This is a genomic window from Pseudomonas sp. RC2C2 (assembly GCF_018390435.1).
Classification (GTDB): domain Bacteria; phylum Pseudomonadota; class Gammaproteobacteria; order Pseudomonadales; family Pseudomonadaceae; genus Aquipseudomonas; species Aquipseudomonas donghuensis.
In genome coordinates this window covers 2059936-2079346 of sequence record NZ_JAHBAX010000001.1, presented here as the reverse complement: position 1 = coordinate 2079346, position 19411 = coordinate 2059936, and the positions used below count along the sequence as shown (strand labels likewise).

The following is a 19411-nucleotide window of genomic DNA, read 5'->3' as shown; positions in this document are numbered from 1 at the left end:
GCTTAGCGCTCCGTGGTCTTGCGGATTTCTTTCTCGTCCATCCACTCGGCCAGGCCGCTTTCAACATCGATCAGCTGCAGGCTGAACTTGTAGAACACGTCCTTGTAGTCGCTGCTGCGCTTGACGATCGAGCTGATCGAGCCTTCCAGGCGGTACTTGGCGGCGATCATGTTGCCGGTCTTGGCCACGGTGTTCTTCTTGTACAGGCCGCTCTGGTTCTGCAGCTTGAGCTGGTCGACCTGGCTCTGCATCTGGGTGTTGTCGCTAGCGAAGCGGGCGGTGCCGGACTTCATCAGCTGGGTCTTGATCGAGGTGGTGATCTCGCGGGTATCGATGTACTCGCTGGTCTTGTTCTTCACGTCATAGACCTGCACCACCGGGCGGCCCTGAAGGATGCCGGACTGGGCCAGCGAGCGGGTCATGGATTCGGCGATCATCTGCAGGTCGGTCGAACCGAACTCGTTGGTGACCAGCTCCACGGCCTTGCTGTCGCCATAGCCGATGTTCTTGCCGCCCAGGACCGGCGACGGGGTGCTGCAGCCGCTGACCAGTGCAATGGCGAGGGCGGCGAGGGAGATGCGTGCAATCATGGAAAGGTGCTCCTGCAAAAATGATTACTGAGACTGAACTTCAAGGCGGAAATCGGTGGCCTGCGGCACGGGCGCGATCGCCGGCAACACGCTGGACTGTTTGCCGTACAGGGTCACGGTCTTCCAGCTCTCTTCATCGGCAACCGGGAAACCGTCGTTACCCAGCCAGGCGAAACGGTAGAACAGGGTCTTGTTGCTGGCGCTGGTGTTGTTCAACGACACCTTGACGGTCAGGAAACCGTTCTCGCGCGCAACGCGCATCGGGCCGGTTTCGATGTTCTTCAGGTTGCCCATCTTCACCACCTTGCTGGCGGCGCTGCCAGGCGCTGGTGGTGGCGGGGTTGCGCAACCGGCCAGCAGGGCAGTGACGAGAACGGCGAGCAGTTTGATTCGCATGACGCTTCCTTAAGGTTGTTTGAGGCTGGCGACGGCCTGGGCAGTGGCTTTGGGCTCCACATGCAGGGCAGGGCCGCCGGCGAAGACCTGGTTGCCGACCACGCGCAGGGTGACGACCTGGAACGGCCGGTCGATCTTCACGCTGACCTGACTGCCGCCCAGGCTCGATGGCAGGCTCAGCTGGTGCTCGCCCTGGCGCAGGCGCACACGGGCAACCTGGGTTTCATCGGGCAGGGTGCGCCAGGTGCGGGTGTCGGCGCCTTCGGTGACAGTCGAAGCAATACCCACGGCGAGGCCCGCCAGCGGGTTGACGTCGTTCAGCTGCTTCTGCGCCACGCCACGGGAGATGGCCCGTACGCTGGTACGCAGGATGATCCCCGGCATGTCGTCACGCAGGGCGCGGCGGGACATGGCGGTGGTGCTGTTGAGGGCGGTCAGCTTCAGCTCGCGGTCGTTCAGGTAGATCTCGCTGAAGTGCGCGGTGGAAGTGTCTTCCTTGATTACCGGGAACGACAGCGGAGTGATCACCAGGTTGCCGCTGATAGGCAACGGCAGCGGAATGCGCACGGAGTCGCGGGCCGGGGCCAGGCCACTCTGGATCACGATCAGCACGTCGCTGTCGGTGGTTTTCGCCGCTGGCTTGTCCAGCTCGAGCAGGGCCTGCTCCAGCAGCGGGGTGTTCGGGCGCAGCTCGGCGGCCTTGCGGTAACCCGGTGCAGCCAGACCTTTTTCGCCCAGGGCTTCATACACATAACCGGACAGGTAGTGGCTGAACGCACTCTGGTAGCTGTTCTTCAAACCGACCACTTCCGGGGCGTCGAGGGCGGCCACGGGGTAGCCCTGAAGGTCCTTGTACTCGGTCTTGACCCCTTCTTTCTCGGCTTCTTCCTCGCGCTTGAGGTATTCCTTGTCGCGCAGCTCGGCGATGACCGCTTCGCGCTCGTGGGTCTTCTTGATCTCGGTACGGGCGCCGTCGAAGTCGTTCTGGGCCAGCAGGTTGAGGGCCATCTGCGTGGTCAGCATGACTTTTTCGTAGTCATAGCCTTCGTAGCGACGCACCTTGTCGTTGACCAGGTAGCTGCCGAACTGGCTCAGGTACTTGTCGGTGTCGAGTTTGACCGACTCTTCCCATTTGAACACCACGTCATCGGCACTGCGCCAGGCCAGCTGGCTGCCGGCCAGGTCGCCCTTGGAGCGCAGCAGTTCGCCTTTCTCGAAGTAGTAGAGAAGGTCTTTGTCCTCACCCTTGTTGTTTTTTTCCAGCAGTTGCAGGGCAGCATCGACGTTGCCGCTGCTCAGGTGCTGGTTGGTTTCCTGAAGCTCGCTGTCGTAACTGCGAAAGGCCGAGCAACCAGCCAGTTGGACGGCCGCGACCAGGGTCGCGACGGTGAGGACACGGGATGCCATCTGAATTCTTCTTCCCTGAATTGATGAGAGGCCTGGGGGCGAGACGGCGAGTATCCCTTTGGCATATATCGCCAAATCCTATTAAAACAGGAGCCTAAATTCTTAACCGCTATATAACGGCGCGGCATTATAAACGCATTTGCTGGCTAATTAATGGCGTTTTGCTTTTGGATTTTGTCGTTGTGCCAGCATTCACGTATCGGCCGACGAACGGTTTAGCTTTAATCGGCGGGATGCCCAGGATATTTGTCACAAAATTTTTCAACGATTACGCCGGCAAACCTTGAGCGAACCTCAGTGGAAGTGAACAATGCTTTACCTCGTATTTTCATTTGAGAGTCGCTCATGATTCCCCGTTCCCGCTTACTTGCCTGGCTGCTCTGGCCGGTGCTGGCGCTGAGCAGTGCCACACTGCTGGCCGGCAGCGTCGATGGCGCCGCCAAGGCCCTGCACTTGCTCGATTACATCGGTGCCGACTACCCGGCTACCGTCGAGGCGGGCAAGGTCATCGACGAGGGGGAATACCGCGAGCAGCTCGAGTTCATCGATGTGCTGCAGGGCCTGATCATCGCCTTGCCAGCCCGCCAGGAGCGCCAGGCCCTGGAGCAGGGCGTGGTCAACTTGCGCCAGGCGATCAGCCAGCGTCAGGACGGCCCTGGCGTCGCCCGTCAGGCCCGTCTGCTCGGCGCACAACTGGCGGTGGCCTATGAAGTCAGCCAGGCGCCGATCATTACCCCGGACCCGAGCCGCGGCGCGCCGCTGTACGCCCAGCATTGTTCGGTGTGCCATGGCGATAGCGGTGCCGGTGATGGCCCGGCAGGCCTGGGCCTGAGCCCGCCGCCGGCGAATCTGCGCAGCGCCGAACGGCTCGACCGCTTGAGCTTGTTCGACCTGTACAACACCCTTGGCCTGGGCATCGAAGGCACTGACATGCCGTCGTTCGCCGACCAGCTCGATGAGCGCCAGCGCTGGGACCTGGCGACCTATGTCGCCAGCTTCACCGCCGATCCGGCCAAGGCCAAGGGCGACAAGACCTACAACCTGGCCGACCTGGCCCGCCGGACGCCCGCCGAAGTCGAAGCCGGTGAAGGGCCTGAAGCGCTTGCCCAATTCCGCGCCCAGCGAGCGCAGCCGCCGCAGGTCCAGCGTGGTCCGGGGCAACTGCTGGACTACACCGCCAGCACTCTGGACAAGAGCCTGGCGGCTTACCAGGCAGGCGATCATGAGCAAGCCTATGACCTGTCGGTAGCGGCCTACCTGGAAGGCTTCGAGCTGGTCGAAAGCTCGCTGGACAACGTCGATGCCAATGTCCGCAAAGACACCGAAAAGTCGTTGATGGCGTACCGTCAGTCATTGCAGGACGGCTTGCCGCTTGAGCACGTGCAGCAGCGCCTGAGTGCGGCCAAGGCCAAGCTCAAGGATGCCGCCGAACTGCTCGGCGGCGATGGCCTGAGCTGGTCGCTGAGCTACATCTCCGGTTTGTTGATCCTGCTGCGCGAGGGCCTGGAGGCAATCCTGGTATTGGCGGCGATTCTGGCCTTCCTGCGCAATACCGGCCAGCAGTCGGCGGTGCGCAGTGTCAACGTCGGCTGGGGCCTGGCGCTGCTCGCCGGGCTCGCCACCTGGGCGATGGCGGCGTATGTCATCGACGTCAGCGGCGCCCAGCGCGAATTGCTTGAAGGTTGCACGGCGCTGTTTGCCAGCGTCATGGTGCTCTGGCTCGGCGTGTGGATGCACGATCGCCGTCATGCGGCGGCCTGGCAGGACTACATCAAGAGCAGCCTGGTCGGTGGCGGCGGGCGCTTCGGTTTTGCCGTACTGGCGTTTTTCTCGGTATACCGCGAGCTGTTCGAAGTGATCCTGTTCTATGAAACCCTTTGGCTGCAGGCCGGCCCAGCTGGCCACAACGCGGTGCTGGCTGGTGGCGCCACGGCGCTGGTGCTGCTGGTGGGGCTGGCCTGGGTGATCCTGCGCGGCTCGGCCAAGCTGCCGCTGGCCCTGTTCTTCAGCATCAACGCGGCGCTGCTGTGCGCCTTGTCGGTGGTGTTTGCCGGGCACGGGGTCAAGGCGCTGCAGGAGGCCGGGGTGTTCGGTACGCGGCCGGTGGCGTTCTTCGACTTCGATTGGCTGGGTATTCACGCCGACGCCTATTCACTGGCCGCGCAAGTAGTGGCCTTGCTGGCCATTGCCATCCTTTACGGGCGCAGCCGCCTGGCCGAGCAGCGTCGCCAACCGGCGGGCTGATTTGAAGCAAAACGGGCGAGCAGGGATACTGTTTGCCCGTTTTTGTTGGAAATCTGTGCCATGCGTGTGTGGATCGATGCCGACGCCTGCCCCAAGGCGGCCAAGGATCAACTGGTCAAGTTTGCCCTCAAGCGTCAGCTGGAAGTGGTGCTGGTGGCTGGCCAGAGCCAGATCAAACCGGCCTTTGCCTGCGTCAGGCTGATCGTCGTGCCCAGTGGGCCGGATGCCGCCGACGACTACCTGGTCGAGCACGCGGTACCGGGCGAGCTGGTGATCTGCAGCGACGTGCCACTGGCCGATCGCCTGGTCAAGAAGGGCGTTGCCTGCCTCGACCCGCGCGGCAAGGAATTTGACGAGCGCAACATGGGTGAACGCCTGGCGGTGCGCAACCTGTTCACCGACCTGCGCGAGCAGGGGCAGGTCGGTGGTGGCCAGGCGCCTTATGGCGACCGCGAGAAGCAGGCGTTTGCCAACGCCCTGGACCGGATCCTGACCCGCCTGGCGCGCCAGGTGCCATAGTCACTGGCTTGGCCGGCTCCCACAGTGGATCTGTGCCTCACTCCAGTGTTCAATCATTCTCGTGGGTCAGTTCCAGCACCCGGTCGATCAGCTTGTAGATGCCGCCAGCGGCTTCGCTGATGCTTTTTGCCAGCATGTAGGCCGGGGTGCTGACCAGCTTGCGCTGGGTGTCTTCGACGATGTCATGAACATCGCATTCCTCGTGGGTGCCGCCCATCTTGACGATGGCTGCGCTGGTACCGGCATCGGAGCCGATGGTGCAGACCACGCCGGGCCCGTAGATCTTTGCCGCCAGGGCGGGTGAGATGCAGATCAGGCCGACCGGCTTGCCGGCTTCGGCGAAGGCTTCGGCCAGGGCCAGTACGTCCGGGTGCAGGCTGCAGCCCGCGCCTTCAACGGCAAAGTTCGAGAGATTTTTCGCCGCGCCGAAGCCGCCCGGCACGATCAGCGCGTCGAAGTCCTTGGCGTCGGCCTCGCGCAGGTCCTTGACCTCGCCGCGGGCGATCCGAGCCGATTCCACCAGCACGTTGCGAGTCTCGGGCATTACTTCGCCGGTCAAGTGATTGATCACATGCATCTGGGCAATGTTGGGCGCAAAACACTGCACTTTTGCGCCGCGCTGATCCAGGCGCAGCAGGGTGATCACGCTTTCGTGGATTTCGGCGCCGTCGTACACGCCACAGCCGGAAAGAATCACAGCAATTTTTTTCTGGGTCATGCTCACTACTCCCGATTCGAGGCGCTAAATGTCCTCTAGTTTGGCAGATGTCGCCATAGGGTTTGCGCCATTCCCGGCCTAATCTTGCTGGATAGCCTGGAGATGGATGATCCATGGACCTGATCCTGTTGGCGGTACCGTTTTTCTTCGTTCTGATTGTGGTCGAACTGCTCGCGGATTACTTGCGGGGCATGCGTACCTATCGTCTGGCCGATGCGATCAACAGCCTCAGCGCCGGCGTGTTGTCGACCACCACCGGCCTGCTGACCAAGGGGGTGGGCCTGGTTACCTATGCCCTGGCCTGGGAGCACCTGGCGTTGTTCAAGTTGCCGGGCGAGGCGCTGTGGGTATGGGTGCTGGCGTTTGTTTTCTATGACTTCTGCTATTACTGGCTGCACCGTATGGGCCACGAGCGCAACATCCTCTGGGCCGCCCACTCAGTGCATCACCAGAGCGAGGATTACAACCTGTCCACAGCCCTGCGCCAGACCAGCAGCGGCTTCCTGCTGTCGTGGATCTTCTACTTGCCGATGGCTGTGCTGGGCGTGCCACCGCTGGTGTTCATCACTGTCGCGGCGTTGAACCTTTTGTACCAGTTCTGGGTGCACACCCGGCACATTCCGAAGCTGGGCTGGTTCGAATGGCTGTTCATTACTCCGTCCAATCATCGCGTCCACCATGCGCAGAACCCGCTGTACTTGGATCGCAACTACGGCGGGGTGTTCATTGTCTGGGATCGTCTATTCGGCACCTTCCAGGAAGAGGACGATAACGAGCCGGTGATTTTTGGCGTGACCACGCCGCTGGCCAGCTGGAACCCGCTGTGGGCCAATCTGCAGTTCTATGCCCAGTTGTGGAGTGATGCGCGACGGGCCGAACGCTGGTGGGACAAGCTGCGCATCTGGTTCATGCCCACCGGCTGGCGCCCTGATGACGTGGCCCGGCGGTACCCGCAGGCCAAGCAGGACCTGAGCCGTTTCGAGAAGTTCGAGGTCCCCCTGGCCTGGCCGCAGCAGCTCTACGTCGCGTTGCAGTTCGCGGTGTATGTGGGATTGGGCAGTTACTTGATGGAGCGCGCCGAACAGCTGCCGGTCGCGGCCTTGCTGTTGGGCTGGGGCTTGATGGCTTGGGGCTTGTTCGTGCTGGGTGCGGCGCTGGAGAACCGGCCCTGGGCCTTGAGGCTGGAGTTGCTGCGCCTGGCGGTGAATATCCCGGCCATGGTGCTGGCCGGGTTTACTGGCTTATGGCCGGTCACTGCCCTGGGTTGGATCTTGCTGCTTGGCTATGGTTTGCTCAGCCTGTTCGGCCTCTATGGCAGCCGCTTCCTTGCGCGCAACGCGCGCGGCCTTGAAGCGCCGACGCAGCCACAGGCAACCGCCGAGCATCAGCAGGCCGCCGAGCACCCATAGCTCGTACTTCTTCACGTTGCCCAGCAGGCCTTCAAGAATGGCGCCGAAGTGATAGGCGGCGGCGCCCAGGGCCAGGGCCCAGATGGCCGCGCCAATGCCGTTGAGCAGCAGGTAACGGCGTGGCGGATAGCCGGACAGGCCAATGGCCACCGGCATGACCGTGCGCAGGCCGTAAACGAAGCGGAAACTCAGGACCCAGATGTCCGGGTGGCGACGAATGTGCTCCAGCGCACGGTCGCCCATCATCTGCCAGCGCGGTTTGCGCGCCAGCAGCTTGCGCCCGTGGCGGCGCCCCATGAAGTACCACAGTTGGTCGCCGGCGTAGCTGCCGAAGAAGGCCACCACGACCACCAGGTTGATATCCATATATCCGCGGAACGCAAGGAAGCCTGCGAGAACCAGGATGGTCTCACCTTCGAAAAACGTACCGAGAAAAAGGGCAAAGTAGCCGAAATCCTGCAGGAATTGTTGGAGCATTTTCTGGGTGCTGGCGAAATGAACGCGCAGCCTAACCCTTCGTGGCCTTTGGGGAAAGTGTCCAAATGTGTCTCGACGTGAACATTTCCTACAAGGACAATGGCTGCGTCCTCAAGTCGCAGGGTTGCCCTTGGCTGTCATACAGGCGTCATAATGGCCGCTTATAACTGTCGCGCTCGCCCGCCTGCGCGGGCTCAGGAGTCTGCCGTGAGCTTTACCCCCGCTAACCGTTTGTTTCCTGCCACCCGTCTGCGTCGCAACCGTCGTGACGACTTTACCCGTCGTCTGGTTCGCGAAAATGTTCTGACTGTCGATGACCTGATCCTCCCGGTATTTGTCCTCGATGGCGTAAACCGCCGCGAAGAGGTCGCCTCGATGCCGGGCGTCGAGCGTTTGTCCATCGACCTGTTGCTGGAAGCTGCGCAAGAGTGGGTAAACCTCGGGATTCCGGCCCTGGCCCTGTTCCCGGTGACCCCGGTAGAGAAGAAGTCCCTGGACGGCGCCGAAGCCTGGAACCCCGACGGTATCGCCCAGCGTGCCACCCGTGCTCTGCGTGAGCGGTTCCCGGAACTGGGGGTGATCACCGACGTTGCCCTGGACCCGTTCACCACCCATGGCCAGGACGGCATTCTCGACGAAGAAGGCTACGTACAGAACGACATCACCGTCGATGCCCTGGTGCGCCAAGCGCTGTCCCATGCCGACGCCGGTGCCCAGGTGGTTGCGCCGTCGGACATGATGGACGGTCGCATCCAGGCCATCCGTGAAGCCCTGGAGCTGGCCGGTCACGTCAACGTGCGGATCATGGCCTACTCGGCCAAATACGCCAGTGCCTACTACGGCCCGTTCCGCGATGCCGTCGGCTCGGCGCTGAACCTGGGCAAGGCCAACAAGGCCTCGTACCAGATGGACCCGGCCAACAGTAACGAAGCCCTGCACGAAGTGGCCGCCGATCTGTCGGAAGGTGCCGATATGGTCATGGTCAAACCGGGTATGCCGTACCTGGATATCCTGCACCGGGTCAAAGACCAGTTCAAAGTGCCGACCTTTGTTTACCAGGTCAGTGGCGAGTACGCCATGCACATGGCGGCGATTCAGAACGGCTGGCTCAGTGAAGGGGTTATCCTTGAGTCCCTCACCGCTTTCAAACGGGCGGGCGCCGATGGCATCCTCACCTATTTCGCTGTTCGCGCTGCTCAATTGATGAGAGGGCAGTAACGCCCTTCAGGAACGCTAGATGAATAACGAAGCACTTACCGACGTTGCAGTGAAAGACGCCCAGCCTGTGCCCGAGCAGATGATCGAGACCCCGCCGCAGCCGGCTGCGGTTGCGGAGCCGGTGGTCGAGGCCCCGGCACCGGCGCCGGTTGTTGCGCCTGCGATAGTCATTCCCGGTCTGGACGACAGCAGCCTGTACATTCACCGCGAATTGTCCCAGCTGCAGTTCAACATCCGCGTGCTGGAACAGGCACTGGATGAGTCCTATCCGCTGCTGGAGCGGCTGAAGTTCCTGCTGATCTTCTCCAGCAACCTGGATGAGTTCTTCGAAATTCGTGTGGCGGGCCTGAAGAAGCAGATCACCTTCGCCCGTGAACAGGCCGGCGCCGACGGCTTGCAGCCGCACCAGGCGCTGGCGCGGATCAGCGAGCTGGTGCACGGCGAAGTCGATCGCCAGTACGCGATCCTCAACGACGTGCTGCTGCCGGAGCTGGAAAAACACCAGATCCGTTTCATCCGCCGGCGTCACTGGAACACCAAGCTCAAGACCTGGGTGCGGCGGTTCTTCCGTGACGAGATTGCCCCGATCATCACCCCGATCGGCCTTGACCCGACCCACCCGTTCCCGTTGCTGGTGAACAAGAGCCTGAACTTCATCGTCGAGCTTGAGGGTGTCGATGCCTTCGGCCGCGATTCGGGCCTGGCGATCATCCCGGCGCCGCGCTTGCTGCCGCGGGTGATCAAGGTGCCGGAAGAGGTCGGTGGGCCTGGCGACAACTATGTGTTCCTGTCGTCGATGATCCACGCCCATGCCGATGACCTGTTCCAGGGCATGAAGGTCAAGGGCTGCTACCAGTTCCGCCTGACCCGTAACGCCGACCTGGCGCTGGACTCCGAAGATGTCGAGGACCTGGCCCGGGCCTTGCGCGGCGAGCTGTTCTCGCGCCGGTATGGTGATGCAGTGCGCCTGGAAGTGGCCGACACCTGCCCCAAGCACCTCTCCGACTACCTGCTCAAGCAGTTCAGCCTGAGCGAGAGCGAGCTGTACCAGGTCAACGGCCCGGTCAACCTGACCCGGCTGTTCAGCATCACCAGCCTGGACAGCCATCCGGAGCTGCAATACACGCCGTTCACCCCGGCGATCCCCAAGCTGTTGCAGAACAGCGAGAACATTTTCAGCGTGGTCAGCAAGCAGGACATCCTGCTGATGCACCCCTTCGAGTCGTTCACCCCGGTGGTCGACCTGCTGCGCCAGGCCGCCAAGGACCCGCACGTTCTGGCTGTGCGCCAGACCCTGTACCGCAGCGGGGCCAACTCGGAGATCGTCGACGCGCTGGTCGACGCCGCGCGTAACGGCAAAGAGGTCACTGCGGTGATCGAGTTGCGTGCGCGTTTCGACGAAGAGTCCAACCTGCAGATGGCCAGCCGCCTGCAGGCCGCCGGTGCGGTGGTGATCTACGGCGTGGTCGGCTTCAAGACCCACGCCAAGATGATGCTGATCCTGCGCCGCGAAGCCGGCGAGATCGTCCGCTATGCGCACCTGGGGACCGGTAACTACCACGCCGGTAATGCCCGCCTGTACACCGACTACAGCCTGCTGACCTCTGACGACGCCCTGTGTGAGGACGTCGGCAAGCTGTTCAGCCAGCTGATCGGCATGGGCAAGACCTTGCGCATGAAGAAGCTGCTGCACGCGCCGTTCACCCTGAAAAAGGGCATGCTCGACATGATCGCGCGCGAAACCCAGTTCGCCCTCGACGGCAAACCTGCGCACATCATCGCCAAGTTCAACTCGCTGACCGATCCGAAGATCATCCGCGCGCTGTACAAGGCCAGCCAGTCAGGGGTGCGTATCGACCTGGTGGTGCGCGGCATGTGCTGCCTGCGCCCGGGCATTGCCGGGGTGTCGCACAACATTCAGGTGCGTTCGATCATCGGCCGCTTCCTCGAGCACACGCGGGTGTTCTACTTCCTCAATGGCGGCGAAGAGCAGATGTTCCTCTCCAGCGCCGACTGGATGGAGCGCAACCTCGACAAGCGCGTCGAGACCTGCTTCCCGGTCGAGGGCAAGAAACTGATCCTGCGGGTGAAAAAGGAACTGGAAGGGTATCTGACCGACAACACCCACGCCTGGATCCTGCAGCCGGATGGCCGCTACGTACGCAGCACGCCAACCGGCAACCAGAACCCGCGCAGTGCCCAGGCCACTCTGCTCGAGCGCCTGAGCAACCCGGTGCTTATCGTACGCTGAGGACGAAGCCGACCCGGGCCAGCCATTCTGCCTCCAGGCCGAAGTCGGCCTGGGTCAGCTGGTTTTCGTCCAGCCAGCCGGCAGGGAACTCGACGTCCAGACTGTCGCCCTTGGCATGCAGGGTCACCGTGGGCATCTGCTGGGTGCCGCGGATGTGGTGGAACAGGATCGCAAAGCGCAGCAAGACGCACAGGCGGATCAGCTTGACGGCATCGTCGCCAAACTCGGCGAACTTGTCCTTGGGAATGTTGCGTCGATGGCCGCGCACCAGCAGCGCCAGCATCAGTTGGTCTTCACGGGAGAAGCCGGCAAGGTCGGAGTGCTCGATCAGGTAGGCGCCGTGCTTGTGGTAATGATAGTGAGCGATGTCCAGGCCCACTTCATGCACCTTGGCCGCCCAGCCCAGCAGTTCGCGCCAGATGCCATCTTCCAGGTCCCAGGCCTTGGCCACCTGGTCGAAGGCATGTAGGGCCTTGCGCTCGACCCGTGCCGCTTGCCCCTGGTCAACGTGGTAGCGCTCCATCAGCGAGGTCAGGGTGCGTTCACGCACGTCTTCGTGGTGGTGGCGGCCGAGCAGGTCGTAGAGCACGCCTTCGCGCAGGGCGCCGTCGCAGTGGTCCATGCGCTGCAGTTCAAGGGCGTCGAAAATCGCTTCGAGAATCGCCAGGCCCGCCGGGAAGATCGCCCGGCGGTCGGGTTTGACCCCGTCGAAGTCGATCTTGTCGGTTTCCCCCAGCTTGAACAGCTTGCGCTTGAGCCAGGCCAGGCCTTCGGCATTGACCTCGCCGCTGCCCATGCCACCGGACTTGAGCGCCAGGCCGATGGCACGAATGGTCCCCGAGGAGCCGATGGCTTCGTCCCAGGTCAGGCGGTGCAGGGCGTTCTCGATGCTCATCAGTTCAAGGCGCGCGGCGGTGTAGGCCTGGGCGTAGCGCGCCGGGGTGATCTTGCCATCGCGGAAATAGCGCTGGGTGTAGCTGACGCAACCCATTTGCAGGCTTTCGCGCAGCAGCGGCTCGAAACGTTGGCCAATGATGAATTCGGTACTGCCGCCGCCAATGTCGGCGACCAGGCGCTTGCCCGGGGTGTCAGCCAGGGTGTGCGAGACACCGAGGTAGATCAGGCGGGCTTCTTCACGGCCAGAGATGACCTCCACCGGATGGCCGAGAATGGCCTCGGCGCGGCGGATGAATTCGCCGCGGTTGCGCGCCTCGCGCAGGGCGTTGGTGCCGACGATGCGCACGGCGCCATCGGGCAGGCCGTTGATCAGCTGGGCAAAGCGCTTGAGGCAGTCCAGGCCGCGTTGCATGGACTCTTCACTGAGCAGGCGCTCTTCGTTGATGCCGGCGGCCAGCTGAACCTTTTCGCCGAGCCGCTCTAGGATGCGGATCTCGCTATGGTGGGCCTTGGCGACTACCATGTGAAAACTGTTGGAGCCCAGGTCTATGGCAGCGATCAAGGACAGATTCTTGGCTGTGGTTTGCGGCATGGTCATGGGTTCTCGGTCGATAACCCGGCAATCCTGCCACGATCCGGCGCTGGCGCCAACGCGCAGCGTATCAAGGCTTGATATGGGGCAGGTTGTGCGGGAAATATGACTTTCCCGTGACAGCAGCGATATGCGCGGTCATGCACAACTATAGCTACACTCAATCGTTCCCGGCTTCCTGTAGTGAGCCGGTGCGGCTATGATGGGCCACGTTTTTTTGCTTACGACCTTGGAGACTTCCATGAGCAGCGATCTTATCAAACACGTCACCGACGCCACCTTCGAAGCCGAAGTCCTGAAGGCTGAAGGCCCGGTGCTGGTCGACTACTGGGCTGAATGGTGCGGCCCTTGCAAAATGATCGCGCCGGTTCTGGACGACATCGCCGCTACCTACCAGGGTAAACTGATCGTCGCCAAGCTGAACATCGACGACAACCAGGAAACCCCGGCCAAGCATGGCGTACGTGGCATCCCGACGCTGATGCTGTTCAAGAACGGCAACGTCGAGGCCACCAAGGTCGGTGCACTGTCGAAATCTCAGCTGGCAGCCTTCCTGGACGCCAATATCTGAGTCAAAAAAGCCCCGCATTCGTCGGGGCTTTTCTTTATCTGGTGACTAGACGCCAGAAAAAGCAGGTGTTACATTCGGCCTCGCACTGTTTCTTCGGTGCCCTCTGCACGCCGTCGCCGACGCATCCCTAATTCGAATCAGTACGCGATCCTGTCGCCTTCTTTGCGGCGCGGCTTCATTAAGCCAGAAGCTTAATTCCCCCTTCTTACATGATTACGTCACTCCCCTTATGAACCTGACTGAACTCAAGCAAAAGCCGATTACCGATCTGCTCGAAATGGCCGAACAGATGGGCATAGAAAATATGGCCCGTTCGCGCAAGCAAGATGTGATTTTCTCCCTGTTGAAAAAGCATGCGAAAAGCGGCGAGGAAATCTCCGGTGACGGCGTGCTGGAGATTCTCCAGGACGGCTTCGGCTTCCTGCGCTCGGCCGATGCCTCGTACCTGGCCGGCCCGGACGACATCTACGTGTCGCCAAGCCAGATCCGTCGCTTCAACTTGCGTACCGGCGACACCATCGTCGGCAAGATCCGCCCGCCAAAAGAAGGCGAGCGTTACTTCGCCCTGCTGAAAGTCGACACCATCAACTTCGACCGGCCGGAAAACGCGAAGAACAAGATCCTGTTCGAAAACCTGACGCCGCTGTTCCCCAACGAGCGCCTGAAGATGGAAGCCGGCAACGGCTCCACCGAAGACCTCACCGGCCGGGTTATCGATCTCTGCGCCCCGATCGGCAAAGGCCAGCGCGGCCTGATCGTCGCTCCGCCAAAAGCGGGCAAGACCATCATGCTGCAGAACATCGCGGCGAACATCACTCGCAACAACCCCGAGTGCCACCTGATCGTCCTGCTGATCGACGAGCGCCCGGAAGAAGTGACCGAAATGCAGCGCACCGTGCGCGGCGAAGTGGTTGCCTCGACCTTCGACGAGCCGCCAACCCGCCACGTGCAGGTTGCCGAAATGGTCATCGAGAAGGCCAAGCGCCTGGTTGAACACAAGAAAGACGTGGTCATCCTGCTCGACTCCATCACCCGTCTGGCCCGTGCCTACAACACCGTGATCCCGAGCTCCGGCAAGGTCCTCACCGGTGGTGTCGATGCCCACGCCCTGGAGAAGCCGAAGCGTTTCTTCGGTGCCGCGCGTAACATCGAAGAAGGCGGCTCGCTGACCATCATCGCCACCGCGCTGGTTGAAACCGGCTCGAAGATGGACGAAGTGATCTACGAAGAGTTCAAGGGCACCGGCAACATGGAGCTGCCACTGGACCGCAAGATCGCCGAGAAGCGCGTCTTCCCGGCCATCAACATCAACCGTTCGGGTACCCGTCGCGAAGAGCTGCTGACCGCCGACGACGAGCTGCAGCGCATGTGGATCCTGCGCAAGCTGCTGCACCCGATGGATGAAGTGGCTGCCATCGAGTTCCTGGTCGACAAGCTCAAGCAGACCAAGACCAACGACGAGTTCTTCCTGTCGATGAAGCGCAAGTAAACTGTTGCGCTGGGCAAGAGCCGGGGCGACCCGGCTTTTTGCTATCTGTACTTTGGCTATTCTGAGCAGCCGAGTTCGGCGCTACACTCTGCAGCCCGACCGCTACGGCAGCCAATACGAGGCTTTTGCATGCAGTATCGCGATTTGCGCGACTTTATCCGTGGCCTGGAACAGCGCGGCGAACTCAAGCGCATCCAGGTGCCGATCTCTCCAGTCTTGGAAATGACCGAAGTCTGTGACCGCACCCTGCGCGCCAAAGGCCCGGCCCTGCTGTTCGAAAAGCCAACCGGCTTCGACATTCCAGTGCTTGGCAACTTGTTCGGCACCCCGGAACGGGTGGCCATGGGCATGGGCGCCGAGTCGGTCAGCGAACTGCGTGAAATCGGCAAGCTGCTGGCCTTCCTCAAGGAGCCCGAGCCGCCGAAAGGCCTCAAGGACGCCTGGTCGAAGCTGCCGATCTTCAAGAAGGTGGTGTCCATGGCGCCCAAGGTGGTCAAGGATGCGCCATGCCATGAAGTGGTCATCGAAGGCGACGATGTCGACCTCGGCCTGCTGCCGGTGCAGCACTGCTGGCCGGGCGATGTTGCGCCGCTGATCACCTGGGGCCTGACGGTTACCCGCGGGCCTAACAAGGACCGCCAGAACCTGGGCATCTATCGTCAGCAGGTGATCGGCCGTAACAAGGTCATCATGCGCTGGTTGAGCCACCGCGGCGGTGCCCTGGACTATCGCGAATGGTGTGAAAAGCACCCTGGCCAACCCTTCCCGGTGGCCGTGGCCCTGGGCGCGGACCCGGCGACCATCCTCGGCGCCGTGACGCCGGTGCCTGACACCCTCTCCGAGTACGCCTTTGCCGGCCTGCTGCGCGGTAACCGTACCGAGCTGGTCAAGTGCCGTGGCAGCGACCTGCAGGTGCCGGCCACTGCCGAAATCATCCTCGAAGGCGTAATCCATCCGGGCGAAATGGCCCCGGAAGGTCCATACGGCGACCATACGGGTTACTACAACGAAGTCGACAGCTTCCCGGTGTTCACTGTCGAGCGCATCACTCACCGCAGCAAGCCGATCTACCACAGCACCTACACCGGCCGTCCGCCGGATGAGCCAGCGATTCTCGGCGTTGCCTTGAACGAAGTGTTCGTGCCGATCCTGCAGAAGCAGTTCCCGGAGATCACCGACTTCTACCTGCCGCCTGAGGGGTGTTCGTACCGCATGGCGGTGGTGACCATGAAAAAGCAGTATCCAGGCCACGCCAAGCGCGTGATGCTGGGTGTCTGGTCGTTTTTGCGACAGTTCATGTACACCAAGTTCGTTATCGTTACCGACGACGATATCAATGCACGGGACTGGAACGATGTGATCTGGGCGATCACCACGCGCATGGACCCCAAGCGCGATACGGTGATGATCGACAACACACCGATCGATTACCTGGATTTCGCCTCGCCCGTGTCCGGGCTGGGTTCGAAAATGGGCCTGGACGCCACCCACAAGTGGCCGGGTGAAACCACGCGCGAGTGGGGACGGGTCATCGTCAAGGATGAAGCCGTCACCCGGCGGATCGATGAGCTGTGGCATCAGTTGGGAATAGACTAAATGCAGGTAACCTTGCAGCCGTCCGGGGCCGTACTGGCGCTACAACCCGGGGAAAGGATTCTCGATGCGGCGCGGCGCCTGGGCTACGACTGCCCGCAGAGCTGCCGCAACGGTAACTGCCATGTCTGTGCCGCGCTGCTGGTTGAAGGCCGGGTGCGCCAGGATGGCGTCGAACGTGATCATGGCGAACTGTTCACCTGTATCGCCGAGCCCCTGGAGGACTGTGTCTTGTTGTGGGATGGCGTGCTGGCCCTGGGCGAGCTGCCGGTACGGACACTGGCCTGCCAGCTCAGCGAATGTGTTGAAGTCGGCGGCGATGTCTGGCGCGTACGGCTGCGTGCGCCAGCCGGCAAGCCTCCGCGCTACCACGCTGGCCAGTACCTGATGATCGAGCGTGACAGCGGCGACAAGGCCGCTTTCTCGCTGGCCTCGGCGCCGCACAGTGGCCGCGACCTCGAGCTGCATGTGCTGGCCCGTGAGAACAGCGCCCTGGAGCTGATTGCCCAGTTGCAGCGCACACGCATGGCGCGAATCGAAATGCCCTTTGGTGACACCCACCTGGCGCAATTGCCTGACGGCCCGCTGGTGCTGATCGCTGCCGGTACCGGCATGGCGCAGATGCACAGCCTGATCGAGCACTGCCGCGCCAGTGGTTTCAAGCACCCGGTGCACTTGTACTGGGGCGTACGTCTGCCGGATGACTTCTACCAGATCGAACACTGGGCCGAATGGCAGCACCTGCCCAACTTGTTCCTGCACAAGGTGGTCAGTGACCTGTGTGGCTGGGAGGGGCGTTGCGGTCTGCTGCACGAGGCCGTCTGTGAGGACATCAGCGACCTGGCGAGTGTGCATGTCTATGCCAGCGGCTCGCCGAACATGATCTATGCCACCCTCGATGCCCTGGTCGATGCCGGCATGGATGCGCATCAAATGCGCGCCGATGTATTTGCTTATGCGCCGCGCAATTGAATGAAGGAATAAGGCACGCTGCAACAGCGTGCCGGTTTAAATAACTGTCGGCACGGCCGTCGGTTATAAGCCACTTATTATTGCCAACACCGAAAATAACTTTCGCTACACTTGAAACAGTGCACCTGTTATCGCACCTGTCCGGCCATTATTGCCGCCGCAGGGCACCGGGGGCTTGTATTCCGGCGCTTATCTGCCGTACGGTAACTCTGTGCACAGTGCTTTGCCTTTATAGTGCGGAGCGTTGTTAATTCATGGGGAAGTGTGGCGACAGCTATGTCGGCGATCGAAACGGTATCTTTGAATGTGACCTATCCGCCGTTGCTTGATTTCGGCGAGCAATTAACCCGCGAGCAACTTGTACATTCGGTCCAGCACACCATGTCCCGGCATCAGGGTGGCCCGGTGTGGTTGTTTGCCTACGGTTCGTTGATCTGGCGTCCGGAGTGCAATGCCGTTGAGCGGCGGCGGGCACGGGTGCACGGTTATCATCGCGGGTTGTATTTGTGGTCCCATGAACATCGCGGCACGCCGGAGTGCCCGGGCCTGGTGTTCGGCCTGGATCGCGGCGGTTCGTGCAGCGGTTTCGCCTACCGCTTGCCGGACGACTGCCTGGAAGAATCGCTGCTGGCCTTGTGGCAACGGGAGATGCCTTACCCGGCCTATCGTCCGCACTGGCTCAATTGTCGTCTTGAGGATGGCAGCAAGGTCCAGGCCCTGGGCTTCGTACTCGAACGCCACTTGCCGTGCTACGCCGGCAACTTGCCGGACACCTTGCTCAGTCAGATCTTTGCCAGTGCCAAGGGCCGTTATGGCACTACCCGCGACTATGTCGAGCAGACCCTCGATGCCCTGCGCAGCCACGCCATGCCCGATCGCAATCTCGAGGCGCGGTTCCGGCGCTGTCATTCACTTCGGGAGGTCTGAGGCGGCAAGACCGGCTCCCACAGTGTCCAGTGTCTACCTTGAAGCGGTGGGCCTGACAAAGTCCCTTGTGGGAGCTGGCTTGCCAGCGATCGAGCGCGAAGCGGTCGCAATCCGCGGCCTTTAGGCCATGGTTACCACCAGCTTGCCCACCGCCTTGCGCTGCCCCAGCATCTCGATAGCCGCACCGGCTTTAGCCAGCGGGAAGGTCTGCGATACCAGCGGCTTGAGTTTGCCCTCGGCGTACCAGGCAAACAGCTGCTGGAAGTTCGCCGCATTGTCAGCCGGCTGGCGCTGGGCAAAGGCGCCCCAGAACACCCCGAGCACCGCTGCGCCCTTGAGCAGCGCCAGGTTTACCGGCAGCTCTGGAATACGCCCGCTGGCAAACCCGACTACCAGCAAGCGACCATTCCAGGCGATCCCGCGCACCGCTTGATCAAACAAGTCACCACCCACCGGGTCGTAGATCACATCAACGCCGTTACCGCCCGTCAGGCGCTTGATCTCGTCCTTGAGGCTGGCTTGGCCGTAGTTGATCAGCTCGTCGGCGCCGGCGGCCTTGGCTACGGCCAGCTTCTCGGCGCTGCTGGCAGCGGCGATCACCCGCGCGCCCATGGCCTTGCCGATTTCTACCGCCGCCAGGCCCACGCCGCCGGAGGCACCCAGTACCAGCAGGGTTTCCCCGGCCTTGAGCTGGCCGCGCTGGCTCAGTGCATGCATCGACGTGCCGTAGGTCATGCCGAAGGCCGCGGCGGTGGTGAAGTCCATCTGCGCCGGGATCGGCAGCACGTTATAGGCCGGCACCGCTACCTGTTCGGCAAAGCTGCCCCAGCCGGTCAGGGCCATGACCCGATCGCCAACCTTCAGGTTGCCGGCCTTTTCACCCACGGCACTGACCACGCCGGCTGCTTCGCCTCCGGGCGAGAACGGCAGCGGTGGCTGGAACTGGTACTTGCCTTCGATGATCAGGGTGTCGGGAAAATTGACCCCGGCGGCCTGCACGTCGAGCAGGATCTCATTCTTCTTCGGCACGGGGCTGGCGACCTCTTCCAGAACCAGGTTTTGCGCCGGACCAAGGGCTTTGCACAACACTGCTTTCATCGGGACTATTCCTTTGCGCGTAGTGGCCGATAAGTGTAGGTGG

The 19411-nt window shown here is 62.0% G+C and carries 16 protein-coding genes and 1 pseudogene; 10 read left to right on the top strand and 7 right to left on the bottom strand.

What is annotated here, in order from left to right; all coding sequences use genetic code 11:
* Window positions 1-2: 2 nt before the first annotated feature.
* The 3 genes from lpoB to KHO53_RS09615 are packed head-to-tail and all read right to left on the bottom strand — an operon-like array spanning window position 3 to window position 2393.
* Window positions 3-590, bottom strand: a complete 588-nt coding sequence (lpoB, locus tag KHO53_RS09625; protein WP_010221147.1) for a penicillin-binding protein activator LpoB — start codon at window positions 588-590, stop codon at window positions 3-5.
* 24 nt (window positions 591-614) lie between these two features.
* On the bottom strand, window positions 615-986 hold the full coding sequence (locus KHO53_RS09620) for a YcfL family putative periplasmic lipoprotein (protein ID WP_010221148.1): 372 nt from the start codon (window positions 984-986) through the stop codon (window positions 615-617).
* A gap of 9 nt (window positions 987-995) precedes the next feature.
* Window positions 996-2393 carry a COG3014 family protein gene (locus tag KHO53_RS09615; protein ID WP_010221149.1) on the bottom strand — a complete coding sequence of 466 codons (1398 nt, stop codon included), beginning with the start codon at window positions 2391-2393 and terminating at the stop codon, window positions 996-998.
* A gap of 345 nt (window positions 2394-2738) precedes the next feature.
* Here KHO53_RS09615 and KHO53_RS09610 point away from each other — a divergent pair, with 345 nt between their 5' ends.
* Window positions 2739-4637: a cytochrome c/FTR1 family iron permease gene (locus tag KHO53_RS09610; protein ID WP_036994885.1), complete on the top strand. Its 1899-nt coding sequence runs from the start codon at window positions 2739-2741 to the stop codon at window positions 4635-4637.
* 60 nt (window positions 4638-4697) lie between these two features.
* Window positions 4698-5156, top strand: coding sequence for a YaiI/YqxD family protein (locus KHO53_RS09605; RefSeq protein WP_010221151.1), 459 nt, complete (start codon window positions 4698-4700; stop codon window positions 5154-5156).
* A 49-nt stretch (window positions 5157-5205) separates the two neighbouring features.
* Here the strand turns inward: KHO53_RS09605 and elbB are convergent, their stop codons facing one another.
* The gene (elbB, locus tag KHO53_RS09600; protein ID WP_010221152.1) at window positions 5206-5874 is read right to left on the bottom strand and encodes an isoprenoid biosynthesis glyoxalase ElbB; all 669 of its coding nucleotides are present in this window, start codon (window positions 5872-5874) and stop codon (window positions 5206-5208) included.
* Between the two features lie 113 nt (window positions 5875-5987).
* Here elbB and KHO53_RS25775 point away from each other — a divergent pair.
* Window positions 5988-6614: pseudogene (locus KHO53_RS25775) on the top strand (sterol desaturase family protein); the annotation flags it as partial.
* A gap of 501 nt (window positions 6615-7115) precedes the next feature.
* On the opposite strand, the gene KHO53_RS09590 reads toward KHO53_RS25775, so the two are convergent.
* On the bottom strand, window positions 7116-7760 hold the full coding sequence (locus KHO53_RS09590; protein ID WP_010221154.1) for a DedA family protein: 645 nt from the start codon (window positions 7758-7760) through the stop codon (window positions 7116-7118).
* Window positions 7761-7967: 207 nt separating this feature from the next.
* On the opposite strand from KHO53_RS09590, the gene hemB reads away from it, so the two are divergent.
* Together hemB and ppk1 are read left to right on the top strand one after the other, a co-directional pair.
* Window positions 7968-8978: a porphobilinogen synthase gene (hemB, locus tag KHO53_RS09585; RefSeq protein ID WP_010221155.1), complete on the top strand. Its 1011-nt coding sequence runs from the start codon at window positions 7968-7970 to the stop codon at window positions 8976-8978.
* Between the two features lie 19 nt (window positions 8979-8997).
* Window positions 8998-11229, top strand: a complete 2232-nt coding sequence (gene ppk1, locus KHO53_RS09580; protein WP_010221156.1) for a polyphosphate kinase 1 — start codon at window positions 8998-9000, stop codon at window positions 11227-11229.
* Here ppk1 and ppx read toward each other — a convergent pair.
* Window positions 11216-12718 carry an exopolyphosphatase gene (gene ppx, locus KHO53_RS09575; protein ID WP_010221157.1) on the bottom strand — a complete coding sequence of 501 codons (1503 nt, stop codon included), beginning with the start codon at window positions 12716-12718 and terminating at the stop codon, window positions 11216-11218. The two genes, ppk1 and ppx, sit on opposite strands and share 14 nt — an antisense overlap.
* 241 nt (window positions 12719-12959) lie before the next feature.
* Between ppx and trxA the strand changes: the two genes are divergently transcribed.
* From trxA to KHO53_RS09550, 5 genes are all read left to right on the top strand, one after another.
* Window positions 12960-13289, top strand: a complete 330-nt coding sequence (gene trxA / locus KHO53_RS09570; protein WP_010221158.1) for a thioredoxin TrxA — start codon at window positions 12960-12962, stop codon at window positions 13287-13289.
* Between the two features lie 229 nt (window positions 13290-13518).
* Window positions 13519-14778, top strand: a complete 1260-nt coding sequence (rho, locus tag KHO53_RS09565; RefSeq protein ID WP_010221159.1) for a transcription termination factor Rho — start codon at window positions 13519-13521, stop codon at window positions 14776-14778.
* A gap of 129 nt (window positions 14779-14907) precedes the next feature.
* Window positions 14908-16374: a 4-hydroxy-3-polyprenylbenzoate decarboxylase gene (gene ubiD, locus KHO53_RS09560; RefSeq protein ID WP_010221160.1), complete on the top strand. Its 1467-nt coding sequence runs from the start codon at window positions 14908-14910 to the stop codon at window positions 16372-16374.
* Window positions 16375-17343, top strand: coding sequence for a CDP-6-deoxy-delta-3,4-glucoseen reductase (locus KHO53_RS09555; protein WP_010221161.1), 969 nt, complete (start codon window positions 16375-16377; stop codon window positions 17341-17343).
* Window positions 17344-17619: 276 nt separating this feature from the next.
* On the top strand, window positions 17620-18270 hold the full coding sequence (locus KHO53_RS09550; RefSeq protein ID WP_010221162.1) for a gamma-glutamylcyclotransferase: 651 nt from the start codon (window positions 17620-17622) through the stop codon (window positions 18268-18270).
* A gap of 120 nt (window positions 18271-18390) precedes the next feature.
* Here KHO53_RS09550 and KHO53_RS09545 read toward each other — a convergent pair whose 3' ends face one another.
* Entirely contained in the window at window positions 18391-19368 is a 978-nt protein-coding gene (locus KHO53_RS09545; RefSeq protein ID WP_010221163.1) for an NADPH:quinone oxidoreductase family protein, read from the bottom strand.
* Window positions 19369-19411: the final 43 nt, after the last annotated feature.